17 protein-coding genes are annotated in these 20,298 nt (G+C 54.0%); 13 read left to right on the plus strand and 4 right to left on the minus strand.

Annotated features, from left to right (window positions below):
* The first annotated feature begins 33 nt into the window (after positions 1–33).
* The 9 genes from DUT67_RS08605 (at position 34) to DUT67_RS08645 (ending at position 8,593) form a co-directional block, all read left to right on the plus strand.
* A complete protein-coding gene (locus DUT67_RS08605) occupies positions 34–1,485 on the plus strand; it encodes an MFS transporter (RefSeq protein WP_113631661.1) in 1,452 nt (483 codons plus the stop codon).
* 217 nt (positions 1,486–1,702) lie between these two features.
* Positions 1,703–2,053, plus strand: coding sequence for a purine nucleoside phosphoramidase (gene hinT / locus DUT67_RS08610; protein ID WP_010276226.1), 351 nt, complete (start codon positions 1,703–1,705; stop codon positions 2,051–2,053).
* 69 nt (positions 2,054–2,122) lie between these two features.
* Positions 2,123–2,503: a YcfL family protein gene (locus DUT67_RS08615; RefSeq protein ID WP_113631660.1), complete on the plus strand. Its 381-nt coding sequence runs from the start codon at positions 2,123–2,125 to the stop codon at positions 2,501–2,503.
* A gap of 21 nt (positions 2,504–2,524) precedes the next feature.
* Positions 2,525–3,106, plus strand: a complete 582-nt coding sequence (lpoB, locus tag DUT67_RS08620; RefSeq protein WP_113631659.1) for a penicillin-binding protein activator LpoB — start codon at positions 2,525–2,527, stop codon at positions 3,104–3,106.
* On the plus strand, positions 3,087–3,980 hold the full coding sequence (gene thiK, locus DUT67_RS08625; protein ID WP_113631658.1) for a thiamine kinase: 894 nt from the start codon (positions 3,087–3,089) through the stop codon (positions 3,978–3,980). Before lpoB ends, thiK begins: the two co-directional genes overlap by 20 nt.
* Before the next feature lie 62 nt (positions 3,981–4,042).
* Positions 4,043–5,062 carry a beta-N-acetylhexosaminidase gene (gene nagZ, locus DUT67_RS08630; RefSeq protein WP_072062014.1) on the plus strand — a complete coding sequence of 340 codons (1,020 nt, stop codon included), beginning with the start codon at positions 4,043–4,045 and terminating at the stop codon, positions 5,060–5,062.
* A 305-nt stretch (positions 5,063–5,367) separates the two neighbouring features.
* The gene (gene ycfP, locus DUT67_RS08635) at positions 5,368–5,910 is read left to right on the plus strand and encodes an alpha/beta hydrolase YcfP (RefSeq protein ID WP_039292423.1); all 543 of its coding nucleotides are present in this window, start codon (positions 5,368–5,370) and stop codon (positions 5,908–5,910) included.
* Between the two features lie 369 nt (positions 5,911–6,279).
* Entirely contained in the window at positions 6,280–7,584 is a 1,305-nt protein-coding gene (locus DUT67_RS08640; protein WP_048259702.1) for an NAD(P)/FAD-dependent oxidoreductase, read from the plus strand.
* Between the two features lie 469 nt (positions 7,585–8,053).
* Positions 8,054–8,593 (plus strand): glycine zipper 2TM domain-containing protein, encoded by a 540-nt coding sequence (locus DUT67_RS08645; RefSeq protein WP_005970476.1) that lies wholly within the window; start codon positions 8,054–8,056, stop codon positions 8,591–8,593.
* Positions 8,594–8,675: 82 nt separating this feature from the next.
* On the opposite strand, the gene DUT67_RS08650 is transcribed toward DUT67_RS08645, so the two are convergent.
* Positions 8,676–9,872: an MFS transporter gene (locus DUT67_RS08650; protein ID WP_113631657.1), complete on the minus strand. Its 1,197-nt coding sequence runs from the start codon at positions 9,870–9,872 to the stop codon at positions 8,676–8,678.
* 38 nt (positions 9,873–9,910) lie between these two features.
* The gene (locus DUT67_RS08655; RefSeq protein ID WP_113631656.1) at positions 9,911–11,119 is read right to left on the minus strand and encodes an MFS transporter; all 1,209 of its coding nucleotides are present in this window, start codon (positions 11,117–11,119) and stop codon (positions 9,911–9,913) included.
* Positions 11,120–11,254: 135 nt separating this feature from the next.
* Here DUT67_RS08655 and DUT67_RS08660 point away from each other — a divergent pair, with 135 nt between their 5' ends.
* Complete coding sequence (locus tag DUT67_RS08660; protein WP_113631655.1) at positions 11,255–11,860, plus strand: TetR/AcrR family transcriptional regulator; 606 nt, start codon at positions 11,255–11,257, stop codon at positions 11,858–11,860.
* A 36-nt stretch (positions 11,861–11,896) separates the two neighbouring features.
* Here DUT67_RS08660 and yegD read toward each other — a convergent pair whose 3' ends face one another.
* The gene (yegD, locus tag DUT67_RS08665) at positions 11,897–13,249 is read right to left on the minus strand and encodes a molecular chaperone (protein ID WP_048259836.1); all 1,353 of its coding nucleotides are present in this window, start codon (positions 13,247–13,249) and stop codon (positions 11,897–11,899) included.
* A gap of 244 nt (positions 13,250–13,493) precedes the next feature.
* A complete protein-coding gene (gene mfd, locus DUT67_RS08670; protein WP_189339466.1) occupies positions 13,494–16,946 on the minus strand; it encodes a transcription-repair coupling factor in 3,453 nt (1,150 codons plus the stop codon).
* Positions 16,947–17,082: 136 nt separating this feature from the next.
* On the opposite strand from mfd, the gene lolC reads away from it, so the two are divergent.
* From lolC to lolE, 3 genes are read left to right on the plus strand one after another with little or no spacing between them, the layout of a single operon-like run.
* Complete coding sequence (lolC, locus tag DUT67_RS08675) at positions 17,083–18,285, plus strand: lipoprotein-releasing ABC transporter permease subunit LolC (protein ID WP_113631654.1); 1,203 nt, start codon at positions 17,083–17,085, stop codon at positions 18,283–18,285.
* Positions 18,278–18,985: a lipoprotein-releasing ABC transporter ATP-binding protein LolD gene (gene lolD / locus DUT67_RS08680; RefSeq protein WP_005970460.1), complete on the plus strand. Its 708-nt coding sequence runs from the start codon at positions 18,278–18,280 to the stop codon at positions 18,983–18,985. Before lolC ends, lolD begins: the two co-directional genes overlap by 8 nt.
* Complete coding sequence (lolE, locus tag DUT67_RS08685; protein WP_113631653.1) at positions 18,982–20,229, plus strand: lipoprotein-releasing ABC transporter permease subunit LolE; 1,248 nt, start codon at positions 18,982–18,984, stop codon at positions 20,227–20,229. The genes lolD and lolE overlap by 4 nt, the downstream gene beginning before the upstream one ends.
* The last annotated feature ends 69 nt before the right edge of the window (positions 20,230–20,298 follow it).

Here is a 20,298-nt window from a genome sequence, read left to right on the forward strand (position 1 = left end):
TACATAAATTCGCGATACACAAGGATAGACAACATGAACTCAACTTATCGTTCTTCGGCTGTAACGACGACGGCCAATAGTCCGCCTTGGCTCGGTCTGTCTGTGCTGCTCATGGCGGGCTTTGTCACGATCTTCGATCTGTTCGTGGTCAATGTTGCCATCCCTAGCATGCAGGCTGACTTGGGTGCCAGCTTCGCGCAGATCGGCTTTATCGTTGCGGGTTACGAACTGGCTTTCGGTGTGCTGCTGATTACGGGTGGCCGATTGGGAGATATATTTGGGCGACGCCGCCTGTTTGTCGTGGGCATGGCTGGATTTACGATTGCTTCTGCGCTGTGTGGCTTAGCGCCCAGCGCAGAATTTCTGATTAGCGCACGCATCTTGCAGGGACTCGCGGCCGCGCTACTGTTCCCACAGGTTTACGCCTCTATCCGCGTCAATTTCGATGGGAACGATAGTCGCCGTGCCTTCGGTCTGCTGGGGATGACGCTGGGGCTAGCCGCTATCGCGGGTCAGGTACTGGGAGGATGGCTGGTGCATGCCAACCTATTCGGGCTGAGCTGGCGTAGCATCTTTCTTATTAATGTTCCTATTGGTCTGTTGGCTATCGCGGCAGCTCGATTTATTCCTGAATCCCGTACGCCGCTACGCCCTTCGCTGGATTGGGCGGGTGTGGCGCTGGTTAGCATTGGGTTGACGTTGCTGCTGGTGCCGCTGATCGAAGGACCGGGACAAGGCTGGCCTGCATGGAGTCTGTGGATGCTGGCCGCTGCGGCTGTCCTGCTGACAGTTTTTTATCACCAGCAGGAACGGCGACAACTAGCGGGGCATCTTCCGCTGGTTGATATGCGTCTGCTCGTGCAGCGTCGGTTCCTGTTGGGCGTGTTGCTGGTGCTGCTGGTGTATTCCACATCCAGCTCATTTTTCTTGTGTTTTGCTCTGCTGGTGCAAGTCGGGTTGGGGCTCGACCCCTTTCTTGCCGGTAGTATTTTCGCGCCTTGTAGCGTGGGCTTCGTTCTGGCGTCGCTGGCTGCACCGCGCCTGGTTGCCCGCTGGGGTATGCCAGCCATCGTCGCGGGGGCGTTAGTTTATGCCATTTCCATCGGGCTGTTGATTATGCAAGTGCAGCTAGCGGGGGCGAATCTGGTGGCCGCATGGCTGATTCCTGTGCTGGTGGTGCTGGGTGCAGGTCAAGGTTTTATCATGACGCCGCTACTGAATCTGGTTTTGGGCTTTGTAAATGAAGCTAAGGCCGGTATGGCATCGGGCGTGATCTCGACGGTTCAGCAGGTTGGGGCGGCGTTGGGTGTGGCAGTGGTTGGCATCTTGTTTGGCACCGCGCTGGCGACAGGCGATGACGCTGTTACACAAGCGGATCAATACGTTTCTGCCTTTGTCGTGGGAATGCTCTACAACTTAGGCGCGGCTTTGCTGGTTTGCATCCTGTTGTTAATGTTGGTGAGAACGCCGCAGTCGGTTAACTGACAAAGGAAGGGACGCGATGGGCATTCGCTAAGCGGCGTCAAACCCTTGCCGCCGTGGTGATAGCGTGGCAGTGTTCGGTACAGACAGATTTTTTCTGCGTGTCGTATTTTGACCACCTGCACCAGAAATAGACGAAGAAGGTTGAAAGAAATGGAATATGTCACTCATACTGCCTACATGACGTCGTTCAACGCCAGCTTTAACAAGGAAATCAATCATGGCTGAAGAAACCATCTTTAGTAAAATCATCCGCCGGGAAATTCCTGCCGATATCGTGTATCAGGATGAACTGGTCACCGCTTTCCGTGATATCGCGCCCCGCACGCCAACCCATATTCTGATTATCCCGAATGTATTAATCCCAACCGTTAACGACACGGCGCCAGAGCATGAAGCGGCGCTGGGACGTATGGTGACGGTCGCGGGTAAAATTGCGCAGCAGGAAGGCATTGCAGAAGACGGCTATCGCCTGATTATTAACTGCAACCGACACGGTGGGCAGGAAGTTTATCACATCCATATGCACCTACTTGGTGGCCGTGCATTAGGGCCTTTGCTGGCGAACTAGATCCTGTAGAGCTAAGTTCGATGGCCATGGTTAGACAATCAGGTGAGAAAACCATCATGCGAGTAAACCATGCGTAACCCGACGCTTTTTCTGTTTGCGTGTCTGATGCTGGGATTGATAGCGGGCTGTAGTGCGCCAAAGGTGCTGACTATCAATGAGCGACAAACGCTGGTATTGGATGCTCCCGTGCTATCCGCTGGCATTACGGCGGGGAATCCGTCGCTGGATTCGGAAAATGGCAGACTGCGGGCTTCTTCCGCTGTCAGCAACGATGCTTCACATGCGGTGACCGTGCATTACCGTTTCTATTGGTATGATGAAAACGGGCTGGACGTGCTGCCGTTTGAAGAGGTGCAGTCCATTGAAATCCCGCCACAGACGGAAATGACGGTTTTTTCAACGCGTAGCAATCCTAATGCGCGTCAGGTTCGTCTTCATCTGTTTTTGTAATGGTGTGCTGAGAGAGAAAATATGAAAAAGTATCTAGGGGTGATACTGGCAGCGTTGGTACTGACAGGGTGCCCAAGCCGTCCGCCGGAACCGACTGAACCGCCTGCGACCATTGAGCCGGTTGAGCCTCAAGTGCCAACCACGCCAACGCCGCCGCCGGGGGAATCTGTACCGCAACCGCCTAAAATCCAGACGTTGAACTGGGAATCCAGCATCAATCCGTTGGTGGCACAGATGCTGCAAGCTGATGGCGTTACGCCGGGCAGCATACTGCTGGTGGATAGCGTGAAAAATAACACCAATGGTTCACTGCCAATAGCGAAAGCGACAAGTGCGTTGTACAACGCGTTATCCTCCGGTAAGACCTTTACGCTGGTGCCACGTGAGCAACTGGCTGCTGCGAAACAAACGCTAGGTCTGTCAGTTGATGACAGCTTAGGATCGCGCAGCAAGGCGATTGGTCTGGCGCGTTATGTCAGCGCGCAGTATGTGCTATATAGCGACGTCAGTGGTGATGTGAAATCACCGCAAATCGACATGCAATTGATGCTGGTGCAGACTGGCGAAATTGTTTGGTCAGGCAATGGCGCCGTTCAGCATTAAATCGGCGGGCATCCGGCAACAGCTGACGGCGACGATCCAGAAACATTTCCCAACCGTGGAGATGGCGGATATTCGTTTTGAGCTGGTGGGGGGGCTAAGTAGTAAAAGCTGGCGTATTCGTGGGCCGGGTATTGAGTGGCTTGCACGCCGGCAGTCGCCAGTTGAGCGAAAAATGGGCGTCGACCGTCAGCGAGAGTTCGCTCTGCTGCGACAAACGTCGGCGATAGGACTCGCGCCACGGCCGCTGCTGTGGCGTGACGGCTGGTTAATTGTCGAGTGGGTGCCGGGGCGCATTGCCACCTCAGATGAGTTCCTGATGATGCTGGCTAATGGCGAAGTGACGCGTGTATTGTCTCAGCTCCATCGTCAGCCGCGTAGCGGTCATCCCCTCAATCTCAAAATATTATTTGCTCAACATTGGCAACTGATGGATCCGTCTCGTCGTTCGCCTGCGTTGTTACGTGCCCACCATCATTTTCAACGTGCTGCGTTACCTACGCCTTTGGCGTTAGGTCCCCTCCATTTGGATGTACATGCTGAGAACCTACTGATTACGCCGCAAGGAACCATGCTGATCGACTGGGAATACGCCTCAGATGGCGATATCGCCTTTGAGCTAGCGTTCATTGTCCGAGCCAGTCAGATGGAAAGCATGGCGCAAACGCACTTTCTACAGAGCTACCAGCAGCATCGGCGAGGGTTTTCCGTGAGCCGTCTTCAGCAACAGATGATGCAGTGGTTCCCTTGGGTCGATTATCTGGTATTGATGTGGTTTGAAATACGCTGGCAACAAACGAAGAACCCCGAATTTTTAGCGGAAATTCCCGCACTCTATCATCGGTTACAACTGGGCCATGGGCTACAGTCAGGCTGACGGTATGGTTTTTGTGGTCGTGGTCATTTTACTCAGCAGTACTATTAAAGAATGAGGTTTTTGTGGGTCCGGTAATGTTAGATGTCGCCAGCTATGAGCTGGATGCAGAAGATCGTGAAGTGCTGGAACACCCGCTCGTTGGCGGCGTTATTCTGTTCACACGTAATTTTCATGATGCGGCGCAGTTACGTGAATTAGTGCGCCAAATCCGCGCGGCGTCGCGCGAGCGTCTCGTGGTTTCTGTGGATCAGGAAGGCGGGCGCGTTCAGCGTTTTCGTGATGGATTTACCCGTTTGCCTGCCGCGCAGGCGTTTGCTGCATTAAATAGCATGCCAGAAGCCCAACGGTTGGCGGAAGAGGGCGGCTGGTTGATGGCGGCAGAAATGATCGCGATGGATATCGACATTAGCTTTGCACCCGTGCTGGATATCGGTCACCAGAGTGCGGCGATTGGCGAGCGTTCGTTTCACGAACAGCCAGACACTGCGTTGGCTGTAGCGCAGAGCTTTATTCGCGGTATGCACAGTGCAGGCATGAAAGTCACGGGTAAGCATTTCCCCGGTCACGGTGCGGTCAGCGCCGATTCACATAAAGAAACACCGCGCGATCCGCGTCCGCTTGCGGAGATTCGCGCACACGATATGCTGATTTTTAAAGAGCTGATCCAACGCCAGCAGTTGGATGCGATCATGCCTGCCCATGTGATTTACACCGAGGCCGATCCGCGTCCCGCCAGCGGTTCTCCCTACTGGCTTAAAACAGTACTGCGTGAAGAGTTAGGCTTTGATGGCATCATTTTCTCCGACGATCTGTCGATGGAAGGTGCGGCTGTAATGGGAAGTTACCCAGAGCGGGCGCAGGCCGCGTTGCAGGCGGGATGTGACATGATTCTGGTTTGCAATCATCGTGAAGGAGCGGTCAGCGTGCTGGATAACCTGTCCCCGGTCAAAGCGGAGCAACTAACGCGCTTATATCATCAGGGTTCGTTTTCTCGTCGGGAACTGCTGGATTCGTCGCGTTGGAAGCAGGCAAATCAGGCGCTCACCTCACTCAGTGAGCGCTGGCAGGCGCATATATCCTAAATAATTCGAGTTGCGTGACAAAACGCTAGCGTTTTGAACAACGCCAAAGCGTTGGCCCTCTAGGGCGAGGCTCATTTATGGGCCTTGTAACGCGGCAACTGCGCGAATCCCCTGGAGCTTACTTAGGTAAGTGACTGGGGTGAGTAAGGACAAATTGGCTTAGCCAATTTGAACGCCGCTTGCGGCGGCCCTTCAGGGCGAGGCTCAGAGATGAGCCGAGTATTGCCAACGCACAAGCAGCTTGAAGTATGACGGATATAAAAATGGTGAGAAATAGGCAACCTAGTCAGTGGTGAGGATAAAAGATGATTATCTATTTACACGGTTTTGACTCGACCAGCCCCGGTAACCATGAAAAAGTCTTGCAGCTTCAGTTTATCGATGAAGATGTACGGCTGATTAGCTACAGCACGCTGCATCCGCGTCATGATATGCAACACCTGCTAAAACAGGTGGATAAGATGATTCAGCATTCAAATGACGATCGTGCGCTGATTTGTGGCGTGGGGTTGGGCGGTTTTTGGGCTGAACGGGTCGGTTTTCTGTGTGATATACGACAAGTTATTGTCAATCCGAACCTTTTCCCGCAGGAAAACATGAGCGGGAAAATCGATCGACCGGAAGAATATCTGGATATCGCCACGAAGTGTGTCGCGAATTTTCGTGAAAAAAACCGCGATCGCTGCATGGTCATGCTTTCCCGTCAGGATGAGATGCTCGACAGCCAGCGCAGTGCGCAAGCGCTGGGAGAATATTATGAGATTGTTTGGGACGATATCCAGACGCATAAATTCAAAAGTATTTCTCCCCATTTACAGCGTATAAAAGCCTTCAAAACGCTCGGTTAAGCCTGTTATCCACGATGATTTGTTAATCGCTGCTGGCGTTCCTTCTGATGTCCCTTTTTGAGTGGTATATCAGGAGGAATGACACCGTTTATTTACTTTCCTTAGTTCGTACAGACTCGCATAAGTGCACGATTCAGCATTTTCCCTTCAGACAGACTTCCGCTAATTCACTGAAATAAAGATGGAATTTTCTCGGCAAAAACCCGCGCCGTAAAATAAATTGATATATATCAATTTTGGTATGACCAAATAACCTAGCGTGCTATTCTTGCAGCAGATATCAGGCTTAACTTACGCGAACCCTATGTTATATAAGGATATTATTTTTTACTCTTTATTAACGATTGGTTCACATTTTAGGGGGTCATTTTGACATCACCAACCAAAAAAATTGTCATTGTCGGCGGGGGAGCTGGCGGACTTGAACTCGCAACGAGTTTGGGCCACAAGTTAGGACGCAAGAAAAAAGCGGACATTACGCTGGTGGATCGTAACCACAGCCACCTGTGGAAACCATTGCTGCACGAAGTCGCGACCGGTTCGCTGGACGACGATATGGATGCGCTGAGCTACCTGGCGCACGCCCGCAATCACCATTTCCAGTTCCAACTGGGGATGCTGACGGATATCGATCGTGAACAGCAGCAGATTCAACTGGCCGAAGTGTGTGATGATCAAGGCGACGTACTGGTTGCGGCGCGCCGCATTCCGTATGACATTTTGGTAGTTGCCTTAGGCAGCGCTTCAAATGACTTCGGCACGCCGGGCGTGAAAGATCACTGTATTTTCCTGGATAATCCAAAACAAGCCCGTCGCTTCCATAATGAAATGCTGAATTTGTTCCTGAAATTCACAGCAAATCAGGACGAAAAAGAGCGAGTAAATATTGCGATTGTGGGCGGTGGAGCGACTGGCGTCGAGCTGTCTGCGGAATTGCATAACGCGGTGAAACAGCTGCACAGCTATGGTTTTGACGGACTGGATAACCAAACACTGAATGTGACGCTGGTTGAAGCGGGCGAACGTATTTTGCCAGCGCTTCCGCCTCGCATTTCAGCGGCAGCACACCATGAGCTGAATAATATTGGCGTCCGCGTGCTGACGAAAACCATGGTAACCAGCGCGGAAAGCGGCGGCCTGAATACGAAGGACGGCGAATTTATCGAAGCCGACCTGATGGTTTGGGCGGCAGGAATCAAAGCGCCGGATGCAATGAAAGACATTGCCGGTCTGGAAACCAACCGGATCAATCAGCTTGTCGTTGAACCTACGTTGCAGACGACACGCGATCCTAACATTTTCGCCATCGGCGACTGTGCATCCTGCCCGCAGGAAGGCGGCGGTTTCGTGCCACCGCGTGCGCAGGCGGCTCACCAGATGGCATCACGCTGTCACAGCAACATCATCGCGTTGTTGAACGGACAGGCGCTGAAGTCTTACGTCTACAAAGATCACGGCTCGCTAGTTTCGCTGTCTAAATTCAGTACGGTAGGTAGCCTGATGGGGAACCTGATGCGGGGTTCAGTGATGGTAGAAGGGCGGATTGCTCGCTTCGTTTACATCTCCCTCTATCGTATGCACCAAGTTGCGCTGCACGGCTATGTTAAAACGGGTTTGATGATGCTGGTCGGTGGCATCAACCGGGTGATACGCCCGCGTCTCAAACTGCATTAATCCGCAACGACTGACATCCTTCTGATACGGGCGTGAACGCAATTTCGCGCCCGTATTCTTTTTCTTATCGGTCTGCTCTGGTTCTCTGGAAAAGACGTGCCTTCCCGTCAATGTATTGACAATATTCCCCCCTAAGCCGCACCTCCGTTCGTCATGCCACTGAGCATCGCCCTGAAATAACAGTATAAAATATCGTCCTATTAGCAATTCCGGTTAAGATAATTCCCAAATGACAGTTTTATGTTACGAATCTGACACTTTTGGTTAGTTAGTCTTATTGCGAGAGTGTGAAACATTGTGCAGACTTTCCACTGTTTACAGAAGGCGTAGCACGCACGCCGAAAATTCTGAATGCGATTATTCAGAAGGAACCATCGGATTCATCGCGTTAAACGCGAGCTGACGTAAAACAAGATTACGGCAGAATTGCAGATGGGGAATGCGTGAGAATAGATTCGGGAGGTATCCTGTGAACAAATCAATGTTAGCGGGTGTAGGTATTGGTGTGGCTGCGGCATTGGGTGTGGCGGCGGTGGCGAGTATGGATGTCTTTTCCTCTAAACCTCAGTATGCACAGGTGCTAACGGCAACACCTATTAAAGAAACGGTCAAAACGCCTCGCCAAGAGTGCCGTAACGTAAATGTGACACATCGTCGTCCGGTGCAGGATGAAAACCAGATAGCCGGATCGGTACTGGGTGCCGTGGCGGGTGGTGTTCTGGGGCATCAGTTCGGTGGCGGACGTGGTAAAGATGTCGCGACGGTAGCGGGTGCACTGGCAGGCGGCTACGCGGGTAACCGTGTACAAAGCGGCATGCAGGAAAATGATACGTACACGACACAGCAGCAGCGTTGTCAGACGGTGTACGATAAATCACAAAAAGTTCTAGGTTATGATGTCACCTATAAAATCGGCGACCAGCAGGGCAAAATCCGCATGGATCGCGATCCGGGTACACAGATTCCAGTGGACAGAAACGGTCAATTAGTCTTGAATCAACAGAGCTGATTTACCTCAACGTCTACGTTTTTTGCGCTGACACCATCTCTAAAAGCCGCGAGACGCCTGAATAAGGTGCTCGCGGCTTTTTTCATTCGATGATCTTCCGGCGTTCAGTCAACCCAATGCTCAGGGATAACAGTAAGGCGACCGCGGCGAATCCACCTGCCAGCCAAAGCGTTGCGTTCAGGCCTGAATTATCCACTATTTGGCCGCCTACCCAGGACCCAAGCGCGATACCAACATTGAAAACGCCAACATACAGTGCGGAAGCGATCTCCACGGCGCGCGATGCGGCTTTCATCATCCATGTCATCAAACCAACGGATACACCGCCGTAGGCCAGCCCCCAAACCAGCAGCGCCACGCCGCCGCCTACATGCGAACCTCCGATGGTGAGGAACAGGAGCGGGGTTAACAGCAGCCCTAAAGCAATTGCCGTCAAGGCTAACGTCGTACGCTGCGCCGCGATGATACCTGCCAGAAAATTGCCAACGATGCCTGCTATGCCATAGGCGAACAGCAATGCGCTAATCCATGGTGTGTCGAATCCCGACACGGATAGCAGCAGCGGACGAACGAAGGTAAAGGCTATGAAATGCCCTGCCACCAGTAATAGCGTCAGAATCAGTCCGACTTGCAGCTTACGGTTGATCAGTTGCTCACCGAACTGGCGTACGGTGGTTGAGCGGGCAACGGGCAGTGCCGGAATCACCGCGAGGTGAAGCATCAGTACCAGTCCACTAAGCACTGCCATGCAGCCAAACGCCCAGCGCCATCCGGCGATGTCGCCGATCAGGGCACCGAACGGTACACCCAGTACGGACGCCGCCGCGACGCCGCCGAAGATAATCGATGTCGCCAGACCAATGGAGGGCTCGGAAACGAGTCGTGCAGCCAGACCACCAGCAATCGCCCAGATGCCACCCATACAGAAGCCGACAAGCACACGTGCGGCTAGCATCCAGCCGATGTCTGGTGCCAGTGCCGAGGCAATGTTGGCGATAACCAGCAACGCTAGCAGGCCGCATAAAATCCTGCGCCTATCCATACCACCGGATGCGATCACTACCAATGGGGCGAATAACGCGGCTAAGAGTGCAGGGAGTGAAATCATCAGCCCTGCGGTTCCGGTAGAGGTATGTAGCGTGTCGGCAATAGGGGTCAGCAGACCGACCGGAAGCATTTCCGTTGTGACAACAGAGAAAGTCGCAAGACCGACGGCGGCGACGGCCAGCCAAGGATGCTGTGCCGTTGTGCCTATAGCGATAGATGAAGATGTATTCATGGTTCAATCCTTAGCATAGGAAGTCGATTGTGTGACCGTCAAGCGGCATGGGGAAGAGAGGAGGCATGTGTTCGCAAATGCTGATGTACCCAAATCGCGACCAGCAGCACCAAAACGCCAGCGCCCAGCGCAACGGCGAACCCAGTACGCGCGCCACCCTCATCCACGACGTGACCCGATACCGCAGCGCCCAGCGCCACACCGATGTTTAGCCCTGCCAACAACCAGGTCATGCCTTCGGTTAAGCGATGTTCAGGCACCAAACGTTCGACCAGCGACATTGCCACGATCATAGTGGGAGCGAAGAACAGTCCCGCGATCAGTACGGCTGCAGCCAATGTGGGAATGCTGCCAACCAGCAGCAGAGGTAGTGTGGTTGCCGCCGTTGCCACACCGCCTAGCAATAGCAGGTGATGCAGTGCAGTGCGTAGCTTGAGGGCACCGAACAGCAGGCCGGCCAGACAGGAACCTACCGCATAAGCTGACAAGATCAGGCTGGCCGCTGCCGGTTGGCCACGCTGTTCGGCGAAGGCCACACTGACGATATCAACGGTGCCAACGATGACGCCCATCGCCACCATCAACAGCGTAAGCAAACGCATGTTCGCCTGTTTGATCACCGCTCTTGAGCGACCCGTACTGACATCCTGTTTTTCTACCGGTGGTTCGGTGCCGCGTTGTGTAACCAGTGCAAACACACCAATAATCAGCAAGAGTGCCGCTGCCAGTGGGCCAGCCTGAGGAAACACAGCTACGGACAGACCGACAGCCAGCGGAGGTCCGGCAATAAAGGTGACTTCATCGAGTACCGTCTCCAGCGAGTAAGCCGTTTGCAAGCGAGGCTGGCCGCGATAGATGGCCGTCCAGCGTGCTCTCACCATCGCTGACATACTGGGCATGAAACCGGCCAGCAAAGCACCGATGAATAAGGTCCAGTCAGGTGCCTGCCACCATGCACTAGCAAGAAGAAGTAGCATGCCGATCGCGCTGATTAGCGTTGCCAGTGGCAGTACGCGACCTTGCCCATGTCGATCAACCAGACGGGAGACCTGTGGTGATAGCAGGGCATAGGTCAGTACAAAAGTGGCAGATACCGCTCCTGCCAGCGCATAGCTGCCGCGCAGTTGCGACAGCATGGTGATAATGCCGATGCCTGTCATGGGCAGCGGAACCCGTGCCAACAGGCCTGCCAACGCAAAGCCTCTGGTACCAGGAGCGGCGAAAAGTTCTCGATAAGGGTTGATCATCTTGTTCTCCAAAGTGAATCCACTTGCCACCCTCTCGCGGCACAGCGACAATACATACAGAACGTATGAATAAAAGCATATATTCATACGGAGTGAATGTAAATAATCATACGATGTGTATGTAAGGATGTGTCGATGGTTCGTCGTACCCGTGCTGAAATGGAAGAAACTCGCGCTACACTGCTGGCGACCGCTCGTAAGGTCTTCAGCGAACGTGGCTATGCCGACACTTCAATGGACGATCTCACTGCGCAGGCGAGCCTGACCCGAGGGGCGCTTTATCATCACTTCGGTGACAAGAAAGGATTGTTGGCGGCGGTGGTAGAGCAGATCGATGCCGAGATGGATGAGCGACTGCAAGCGATCTCCGATGCCGCCGAAGATGACTGGGAAGGTTTCCGTTGTCGCTGTCGCGCTTATCTGGAAATGGCGCTGGAGCCTGAGATTCAGCGTATCGTGCTGCGTGATGCGCGGGCTGCACTGGGTGGTGCATCGCCGGATTCACAACGGCATTGCGTTGAGTCGATGCAGCGGCTGATCGACAACCTCATACGCCAAGGCGTGGTGGCTGAAGCCGCTCCACAGGCGCTGGCATCGTTGATCTACGGCAGTCTGGCCGAAGCGGCGTTTTGGATCGCAGAAGGAGAGGATGGTACTGCGCGGCTGGCACAAGGCGTTGCCGCGCTGGAGTTGCTGCTGCGTGGATTGTTGGTCAAGCCACCGCAGTTAATAAAACCATAGTCTGACGGGACGCATGGCTTACGTCCCGTATTTGACTTAACGGCGGAAAACTATCTCTGCCCAGCGAGCCAGTCCGGCGGTAACGGAGCCAAAATCGTTGCCGCTGGCGATAGGAATATCAGGCAGCAACTGCTGAATGGCCTGACGCAGCAGAGGAGATTTTGCGCTACCGCCAGTCAGGTAGATCACTTCTGGTCGGGTCTGACTGGTTTCTAACGCCAGCGTTACCTGCTGCTGAATGCGCGTGAGCGGATTATCAATCGCGGCGTTAAGTTCATCAGCATGAATGCGCGTTGCCAGACCTGATTCGATAAAGTGCAAATCGGCTGCCGTTTCCGATTGGTTGGAAAGCGCTATTTTGCTCTCTTCCGCCAGTTGAATCAGACGGTAGCTCAGGCGCTGCTGCCACACGGTCAGCAATCTTTTCACTAATTCGGGCTGGCGAGCATCACGGATCATTTCGTTGATTAACGCGCGACTGGCGGTGCTATGAAACTCTTTTTGTGCCGGAATATCGTTAATCGCGACCGCATTCCACCAGGTCATGATCGGTAGGGCGATGCCTTTTTCCGACTCGCTATTCATGCCAAGCAGCGGCATTAGCTGTTTGAACGCGAGCATAATGTCCAGATCGTTACCGCCAATACGGCAGCCGCTGTGTCCTAGCAAACTTTGCGAACGTTCATGCTGCTTATGCCACTTCGGCCCCATCAGTAGCATGGAGCAGTCGGTGGTTCCGCCGCCGATATCTACAACTAGCACGCGCGTTTCTTTCGTCAGCGTAGATTCAAAATCCAGCCCAGCAGCCACGGGTTCAAACTGAAAGACGACGTCTTCAAACCCTGCACGGTGTGCGGCACGATCTAAAATCCCTTGTGCCTGTTGGTTGGCTTCTTCGCCGCCGATACTTTGAAAGTTAATCGGGCGACCGATAACCGCCTGACGAATAGGCTGGTCAAGCTGGGTTTCTGCTTGTGTGCGGATATGCAGCATCATGGAGCAAACCAGATCTTCAAACAGCGCGATCTGCTGTGCTTTCAGTCCGACGGCACCGAGGAAGGACTTCGGCGATTTAACGAACCATGTCTCTTCTGGATCATCCATATAGTGGCGTAACGCATCGCGCCCAAATTTCACGCTATCGGGCTGTACGCGAATATCTTCTTCGCGGTTGTAGCTGATGGCGCGCTTCAGCAGCAGTGCGTTCTCGCCCTCGGCATTGACCTGATGATGTCGCCACAACCACTCGCTCACCGCTTCACGCACGGGCGCGCACAGCAGGGAAGAAAGATAAGGCGAGCCATTTTCCAGCGACAGGAGCCGTGGTGTCCCTGCATCCATAACTGCCACGGAACAGTTGGCGGTACCGTAGTCAAAACCGATAAACATAGTTAGGCCCCATGCCATGAAAATTTCCGGGAGAAACTTTTAACGTCGCACTAGCGACGGCCCGGAAGGGGGGCCGCCAAGGATGGCGAGCCATAAAAAAGGTTGGCGACTTTACTGCGTTACGGCAGTGCTTGTAAAGGTGGATGCAACGGAAGACTGATGACAAACCTATTTCCTGAACGGCGGCCGTTGTCAGCAACCTCACGGGAACCCGAAGGTTCCCGTTTTTTATTGTGAAAGCGGATTACGCCGCCAGCGTATGTTGCGCCATGTTCCCCAGCAGTGAACCGATAAACTCGATGCGTTGCGGACGGTCGCTTAAATCCTTCATAAATTTCAGACGAGTCGGACCATCCAGACGATAAGTGCTCGGATCGCGCTGCAACAGGCCGATAAGGTGGGACGGATCGACGCGATTTTGCTCGCCGAATTCGATAAACCCGCCTTTTTCGTTGCCTTCAATACGGCGAATGCCCAGCGCTTGCGCTTGCTGGCGCAGGGCAGCTATCTGCAACAGATGGCGGCTTGCATCAGGAAGGAGACCGAAGCGATCGATCAGCTCGACTTTCAACTCATCCAGTTCGGCCGTGTTTTTCGCACTGGCAATACGTTTATAGAGCGACAGGCGCGTATTGACGTCGGGGATGAAATCGTCAGGCAGTAGAGCGGGTAACCGCAGCTCGACGTCAGTCTGGCTGTTGATCAAATCCTCCAGCGACGGCTCTCGGCCTGCTTTCAGGGCGTCTACGGCACTTTCTAACAGTTCCATATACAGTGAGAAACCGACGCTGGTCATTTGTCCACTCTGATCGTCTCCGAGCAACTCGCCCGCGCCGCGAATTTCCAGATCGTGCGTTGCCAGCGCAAAACCTGCGCCGAGGTCTTCCAATGACGCGATCGCTTCCAGACGTTTCTGTGCGTCGGTGCTCATCGCTTTGGGATTCGGCGTCAGTAGATAGGCGTAAGCTTGATGGTGGGAACGCCCCACGCGACCGCGCAACTGGTGCAGTTGTGCCAGACCGAAGTGATCGGCACGCTCAATGATAATCGTGTTGGCGCTCGGGATATCGATCCCCGTTTCGATGATGGTGGTACACACCAGCACGTTAAAACGCTGGTGATGGAAGTCGTTCATCACCCGTTCCAGTTCGCGTTCGCGCATCTGACCGTGACCGATAGCGATACGTGCTTCTGGCACCAACTCTGCCAATCGCTGGGTGGCTTTCTCGATATTTTCCACGTCGTTATACAGATAGTACACTTGTCCACCGCGCAGAATTTCACGCAGGATGGCTTCACGCACCATCAGATTGTCATACTCGCGCACGAACGTTTTCACGGCTAAGCGGCGGGCTGGAGGCGTGGCGATGATCGACAGATCGCGCATCCCACTCATTGCCATATTGAGCGTTCGTGGAATCGGCGTAGCGGTCAGCGTCAGGATATCGACATCCGCTCGCATCGCTTTGATGCGTTCTTTGTGACGCACGCCGAAGCGGTGTTCTTCGTCGACAATCAGCAGCCCTAAATCACGCCAGCGCACGTCGCTCTGCAACAGTTTATGGGTACCGATCAGAATATCGACTTTGCCTTCCTGCGTTTCCTCAAGAATCTGGGTTTGTTCACGCGCGCTGCGGAAGCGGGAGATCATCTCAATCTTCACTGGCCAATTGGCAAAGCGATCGCGGAAGTTGTCAAAATGCTGCTGTGCCAACAGCGTTGTCGGCACCAGAACGGCAACCTGCTTATGGTTTTCAACCGCTAAAAACGCGGCGCGCATTGCCACTTCGGTTTTACCAAAGCCGACATCACCACACACCAAACGATCCATCGCCAGAGGTTGGCACATGTCGCTCAGTACGGCGTTGATGGCCTGCGCCTGATCGGGCGTGGTTTCGAAAGGGAAACTTTCGCAGAAAAGCTGGTACTGCGTTTTGTCATGTTTAAAGGCAAAACCGCTCTTCGCCGCACGCTGGGCATAAATATCCAGCAGTTCGGCGGCGACATCACGCACCCTTTCCGCCGCTTTTTGCCGCGCGCGCGACCAGGCTTCACCACCCAGTTTATGCAGCGGCGCATTCTCATCGGCACCACCCGCGTAGCGGCTGATCAAATGCAGCGAAGAAACAGGGACGTACAGCTTGTCTTCACCCGCATAGGTCAAAATCAGGTATTCGGCTTTGATGCCACCCGCTTCCAGCGTGGTCAGCCCGACATAGCGACCAACGCCGTGTTCGAGATGAACGACGGGCTGTCCCGGCCGCAGCTCTGCCAGATTGCGGATCAGCGTATCGGTATTAATCGTGCGGCGACTATCCTGACGGCGACGGCTGACCCTCTCACCCAGCAGATCGCTTTCGCAGATTAAGGCGCGCTGGCGTAGGGTGTCGATAAAGCCGTGTTCGCTGGCACCGATGATCAGATAAGTGCCACGCCCCTGTGCCTGCTCTAGCGTATTGATGAGCTTAGGGTTCAGTTTGATGCGTGCCAGCAGTTCTTGTAGCGTTTCGCGGCGGCCTTCGCTCTCGACGGAGAAAATGATCTGACCGTCGAACTGTTCGATAAAACGGCGCAATGCATCCAGCGGTGATTTTTGCTGATGTTGAATCGCCAGATCCGGCAGCGGCAGATAGGCCAGATTCACGTTGGCCGCTTTTTCCGGCAGCGTATCGGTTTTCAACTGTACACGCGGCCACGCTTTTAGCTCCGAGAACAGACCGTCTACACGCAGCCAGAGTGAGTCCGATGGCAACAGTGGTCGCATCGGATCGACGCGGCGGCTTTCAAAACGCTGCTGAATATCCTGCCAGAAACGCTCGGCGCTTTGCTCGATATCGCCCGTGTTAACGATCAGCGTGTTGTTCGGGAAGTAGCTGAACAGTGATGGCAGCGGCTCACTGAAGAATAGCGGCTGCCAGTACTCGATCCCTGCGGGCCAGACGCCTTTGCTGACCTGCTGATAAATGTGCTCAGCATCGCGCCGTACCTCGAACTGTTCACGCCACTGGCTGCGGAAAAGTTCGATTGCGGTTTTGTCGGTCGGGAATTCATGTGCGGGCAGCAGATTAATGTGCGGCACTTCATTCAGCGTTCGCTGTGTATCCACATCGAACAGGCGCAGGCTGTCGATTTCATCGTCAAAGAAATCGATACGGTAGGGTTCTTCGCTCCCCATCGGGAATAGATCCAGCAGCGCGCCGCGCGTGGCATATTCGCCATGCTCCATCACCTGATCGACGCTACGGTAGCCCGCCTGTTCCAACTGTGAGCGCAGTTTGTCGCGAGAGAGGCGCTGGCCTTTCTTCAACACTAGCGCATGACCGTGCAAGAAACTGTGCGGACAAACACGTTGCATCAGCGTATTGACCGGCAGAATCAAGACGCCGCGCGTCATGTTGGGCAATTGATAGAGCGTGGAAAGGCGAGTCGAAATAATTTCCTGATGCGGAGAAAAACTATCGTAAGGCAGTGTTTCCCAGTCAGACAGGGTGGTGACGTGCTGGTCAGTAAATTGTTGAATTTCATCGCGCAATCGCAGGGCGTTTTGCATATCGGGTGCGATAAGCACCACCAGTCCGGTGTGGCGTTCAACAATCTCTGCACATTCAACGGCGCAGGCTGCGCCGGTTAACTCGCCCAACAGGCGTTGCTCGCCCGCTTTGGGTGGCAACGAATAACGGTAATTTTCAGGCATCATCTGATTATCGGGTCTCGCCTCCCTGCATCCAGCCAAGAAAAAGCCGTAGAGTGAGGGTGTTAGGGTTCCATAAAGCAGTACTACCCTTTATTATCCTTGATCACTTTGCTTTGGCAACCTTATCCAGACGGATTTCATGTATCAACCTGTCGCTTTATTTATTGGCCTGCGTTATATGCGTGGGCGTGCATCAGACCGCTTTGGCCGGTTTGTCTCCTGGTTATCCGCCATTGGCATCACGCTGGGCGTGATGGCGCTGGTCACCGTGCTTTCCGTCATGAACGGCTTCGAGCGCGAACTGGAAGGCAATATTCTGGGCGTGATGCCTCAAGCGGTGATCTCTACGCCGCAAGGTTCGCTGAACCCGGCCTTAATTCCTGCTTCCTCTTTAGACTCGCTGGACGGCGTGACGCGTGTTGCGCCGCTGACGACGGGCGATGTGGTGCTGCAAAGCGCCCGCAGCGTCGCGGTCGGCGTGATGCTAGGGATTGACCCTGACGAGAAGGAACCGCTGTCACGCTATCTGGTCAACGTCAAACAGCAGCAGCTTCAACCTGGTCAGTATCAAGCCATTTTGGGTGAGAAACTGGCCGATCAACTGGGTGTTAACGCTGGCGATCAAATCCGCATGATGGTGACGAGCGCTAGCCAACTGACGCCGATGGGGCGTATTCCCAGCCAGCGTATCTTCATCGTTGCTGGAACCTTTGCCGCCAACAGCGAAGTAGATAGCTACCAACTGTTGGTAAACCAACAAGATGCCTCACGGCTGATGCGCTACCCTGCGAATCACATTACCGGTTGGCGTTTGTGGCTGGAAAAGCCGCTGTCGGTCGATACGTTGAGTACGCAAACGCTGCCGGAAGGCACGGTCTGGAAAGACTGGCGTGAGCGTAAAGGTGAGCTGTTTCAGGCCGTGCGCATGGAGAAAAACATGATGGGGCTGCTGCTCAGCCTGATCGTGGCCGTGGCCGCATTCAATATTATTACCTCGCTGGGTTTACTGGTGATGGAAAAACAGGGAGAAGTCGCCATTCTGCAAACGCAGGGGCTGACTCAACGTCAGGTGATGGCGGTGTTTATGGTGCAGGGGGGCAGCGCTGGCATTGTTGGCGCGTTGTTAGGGGCATTGCTGGGGGCATTATTGGCCAGCCAACTGAATACGCTGATGCCAGTGCTGGGCGTGTTACTGGATGGTGCCGCGTTGCCAGTGGATATTGATCCCATGCAGGTGGTGACGATCGCCGTTTCTGCGATGGTGATTGCCCTCTTATCGACACTTTACCCATCATGGCGCGCTGCCACCGTTCAACCCGCTGAGGCTTTACGTTATGAGTGATTTATCATTATTGCAGTGTACTAATCTGTCCAAGCGTTATCAGGACGGCAAGCTGTCTACCGACGTGCTGCGCGATGTTTCTTTTGAGATGAGCAGCGGCGAGATGATGGCGATAGTCGGGAGTTCTGGCTCGGGCAAAAGTACGCTGCTGCATGTGCTGGGCGGATTAGATACGCCGACGTCGGGCGAGGTTATCTTTAAAGGTCAACCGTTGAGCACGCTCTCAGCGGCAGCAAAAGCAGATTTGCGCAATCGTGAACTGGGTTTTATTTATCAATTCCATCACCTTCTGCCGGATTTCACCGCGCTGGAAAACGTGGCGATGCCGTTGCTGATTGGCAAAGTGCCGACTTCACAGGCGCAGGATAAAGCGCGTGAAATGTTGGCTGCCGTCGGACTGGAAGCGCGTAGTCACCACCGTTCGTCGGAACTGTCCGGCGGTGAGCGGCAGCGTGTAGCTATTGCCAGAGCGTTGGTTAACAGCCCGTCGCTGGTGCTGGCGGATGAACCGACCGGTAATCTCGATCAGCGTACGGCCGATACCATCTTTGAACTGCTGGGAGAACTGAACGTTCGGCAGGGGACTGCGTTTCTGGTGGTGACGCATGACTTGCAATTGGCTGGTCGACTGAACCGCCAACTGGAAATGCGTGACGGTCAATTGCAGCAGGAACTGACCCTGATGGGAGCGCGGCAATGACCTTTCCTCCGCTCTCGTTGCAGATTGGCCTGCGATTTAGCCGCGGCCGTCGGCGTGGCGGCATGGTTTCGCTGATTTCAGTCATTTCGACGCTGGGTATCGCCCTTGGCGTGGCGGTGTTGATTCTCGGCCTGAGTGCGATGAATGGGTTTGAGCGTGAACTGAATAACCGCATTCTTGCGGTGGTGCCACATGGCGAGATCGAGCCAGTTAATCAGCCCTTTGATGGTTGGCAGGACATCCTGCCTACCATCGAGCAGGTGCCCGGTGTCGCTGCCGCCGCGCCTTATATCAATTTCACCGGGCTGTTAGAGAACGGCGCTAAACTTCAGGCAATTCAGGTAAAAGGCGTCGATCCGCAACAAGAAACACACCTCAGTGCGTTGCCTAAGTACGTTCTCAATGATGCCTGGCAGCAGTTTCGCCCAGGTGAGCAGCAGGTCATTATTGGTCAAGGCGTGGCAAAAACGCTGAATGTTTCCCAAGGGGATTGGGTCACGGTGATGATCCCGAACAGCGACCCGGAAATGAAGCTGATGCAGCCTAAACGCATTCGGCTCCACGTCAGCGGTATTTTGCAACTGAGTGGTCAGCTCGATCATAGCTTAGCGCTGATTCCGCTTGCGGATGCCCAGCAGTATCTGGATATGGGGCAGAGCATAACGGGGATTGCCATCAAGGCCAACGACGTGTTCTCTGCCAATAAACTGGTGCGCGATGCAGGCAAAGCCTCGAATCTCTATGTCCACATTCGCAGTTGGATTGGTACCTATGGTTATATGTATCGGGACATCCAGATGGTGAGAACCATCATGTATCTGGCGATGATCCTGGTGATCGGCGTGGCCTGTTTTAATATTGTTTCAACGCTGGTGATGGCGGTGAAGGATAAAAGTGGCGATATCGCCGTCCTGCGTACGTTGGGTGCGTCAGATGGGCTGATTCGGGCTATCTTTATTTGGTACGGGCTATTGGCCGGGCTGTTGGGCAGTGTGATAGGCGCTGTGGTTGGCGTGATCGCCACCTTGCAACTGACGCCGATTATTCGCGGTATTGAAGCACTCATCGGCCATAAACTGCTGTCCGGCGATATCTATTTTATTGATTTCTTGCCGTCGGAATTACATCTGATGGATGTGTTTATTGTATTGGGTACATCGCTGGTGCTAAGCCTGATTGCCAGCTGGTATCCAGCACGGCGCGCCAGTCGGATTGACCCAGCCCGCGTGTTGAGCGGACAGTAAGACAAGCCAACGCACATGCGGCTTGAGAGATGACGGGGATATTCCCTATCGTGTGGCAATGCGAACACA

This window comes from Pectobacterium peruviense (assembly GCF_003312355.2).
GTDB lineage: Bacteria > Pseudomonadota > Gammaproteobacteria > Enterobacterales > Enterobacteriaceae > Pectobacterium > Pectobacterium peruviense.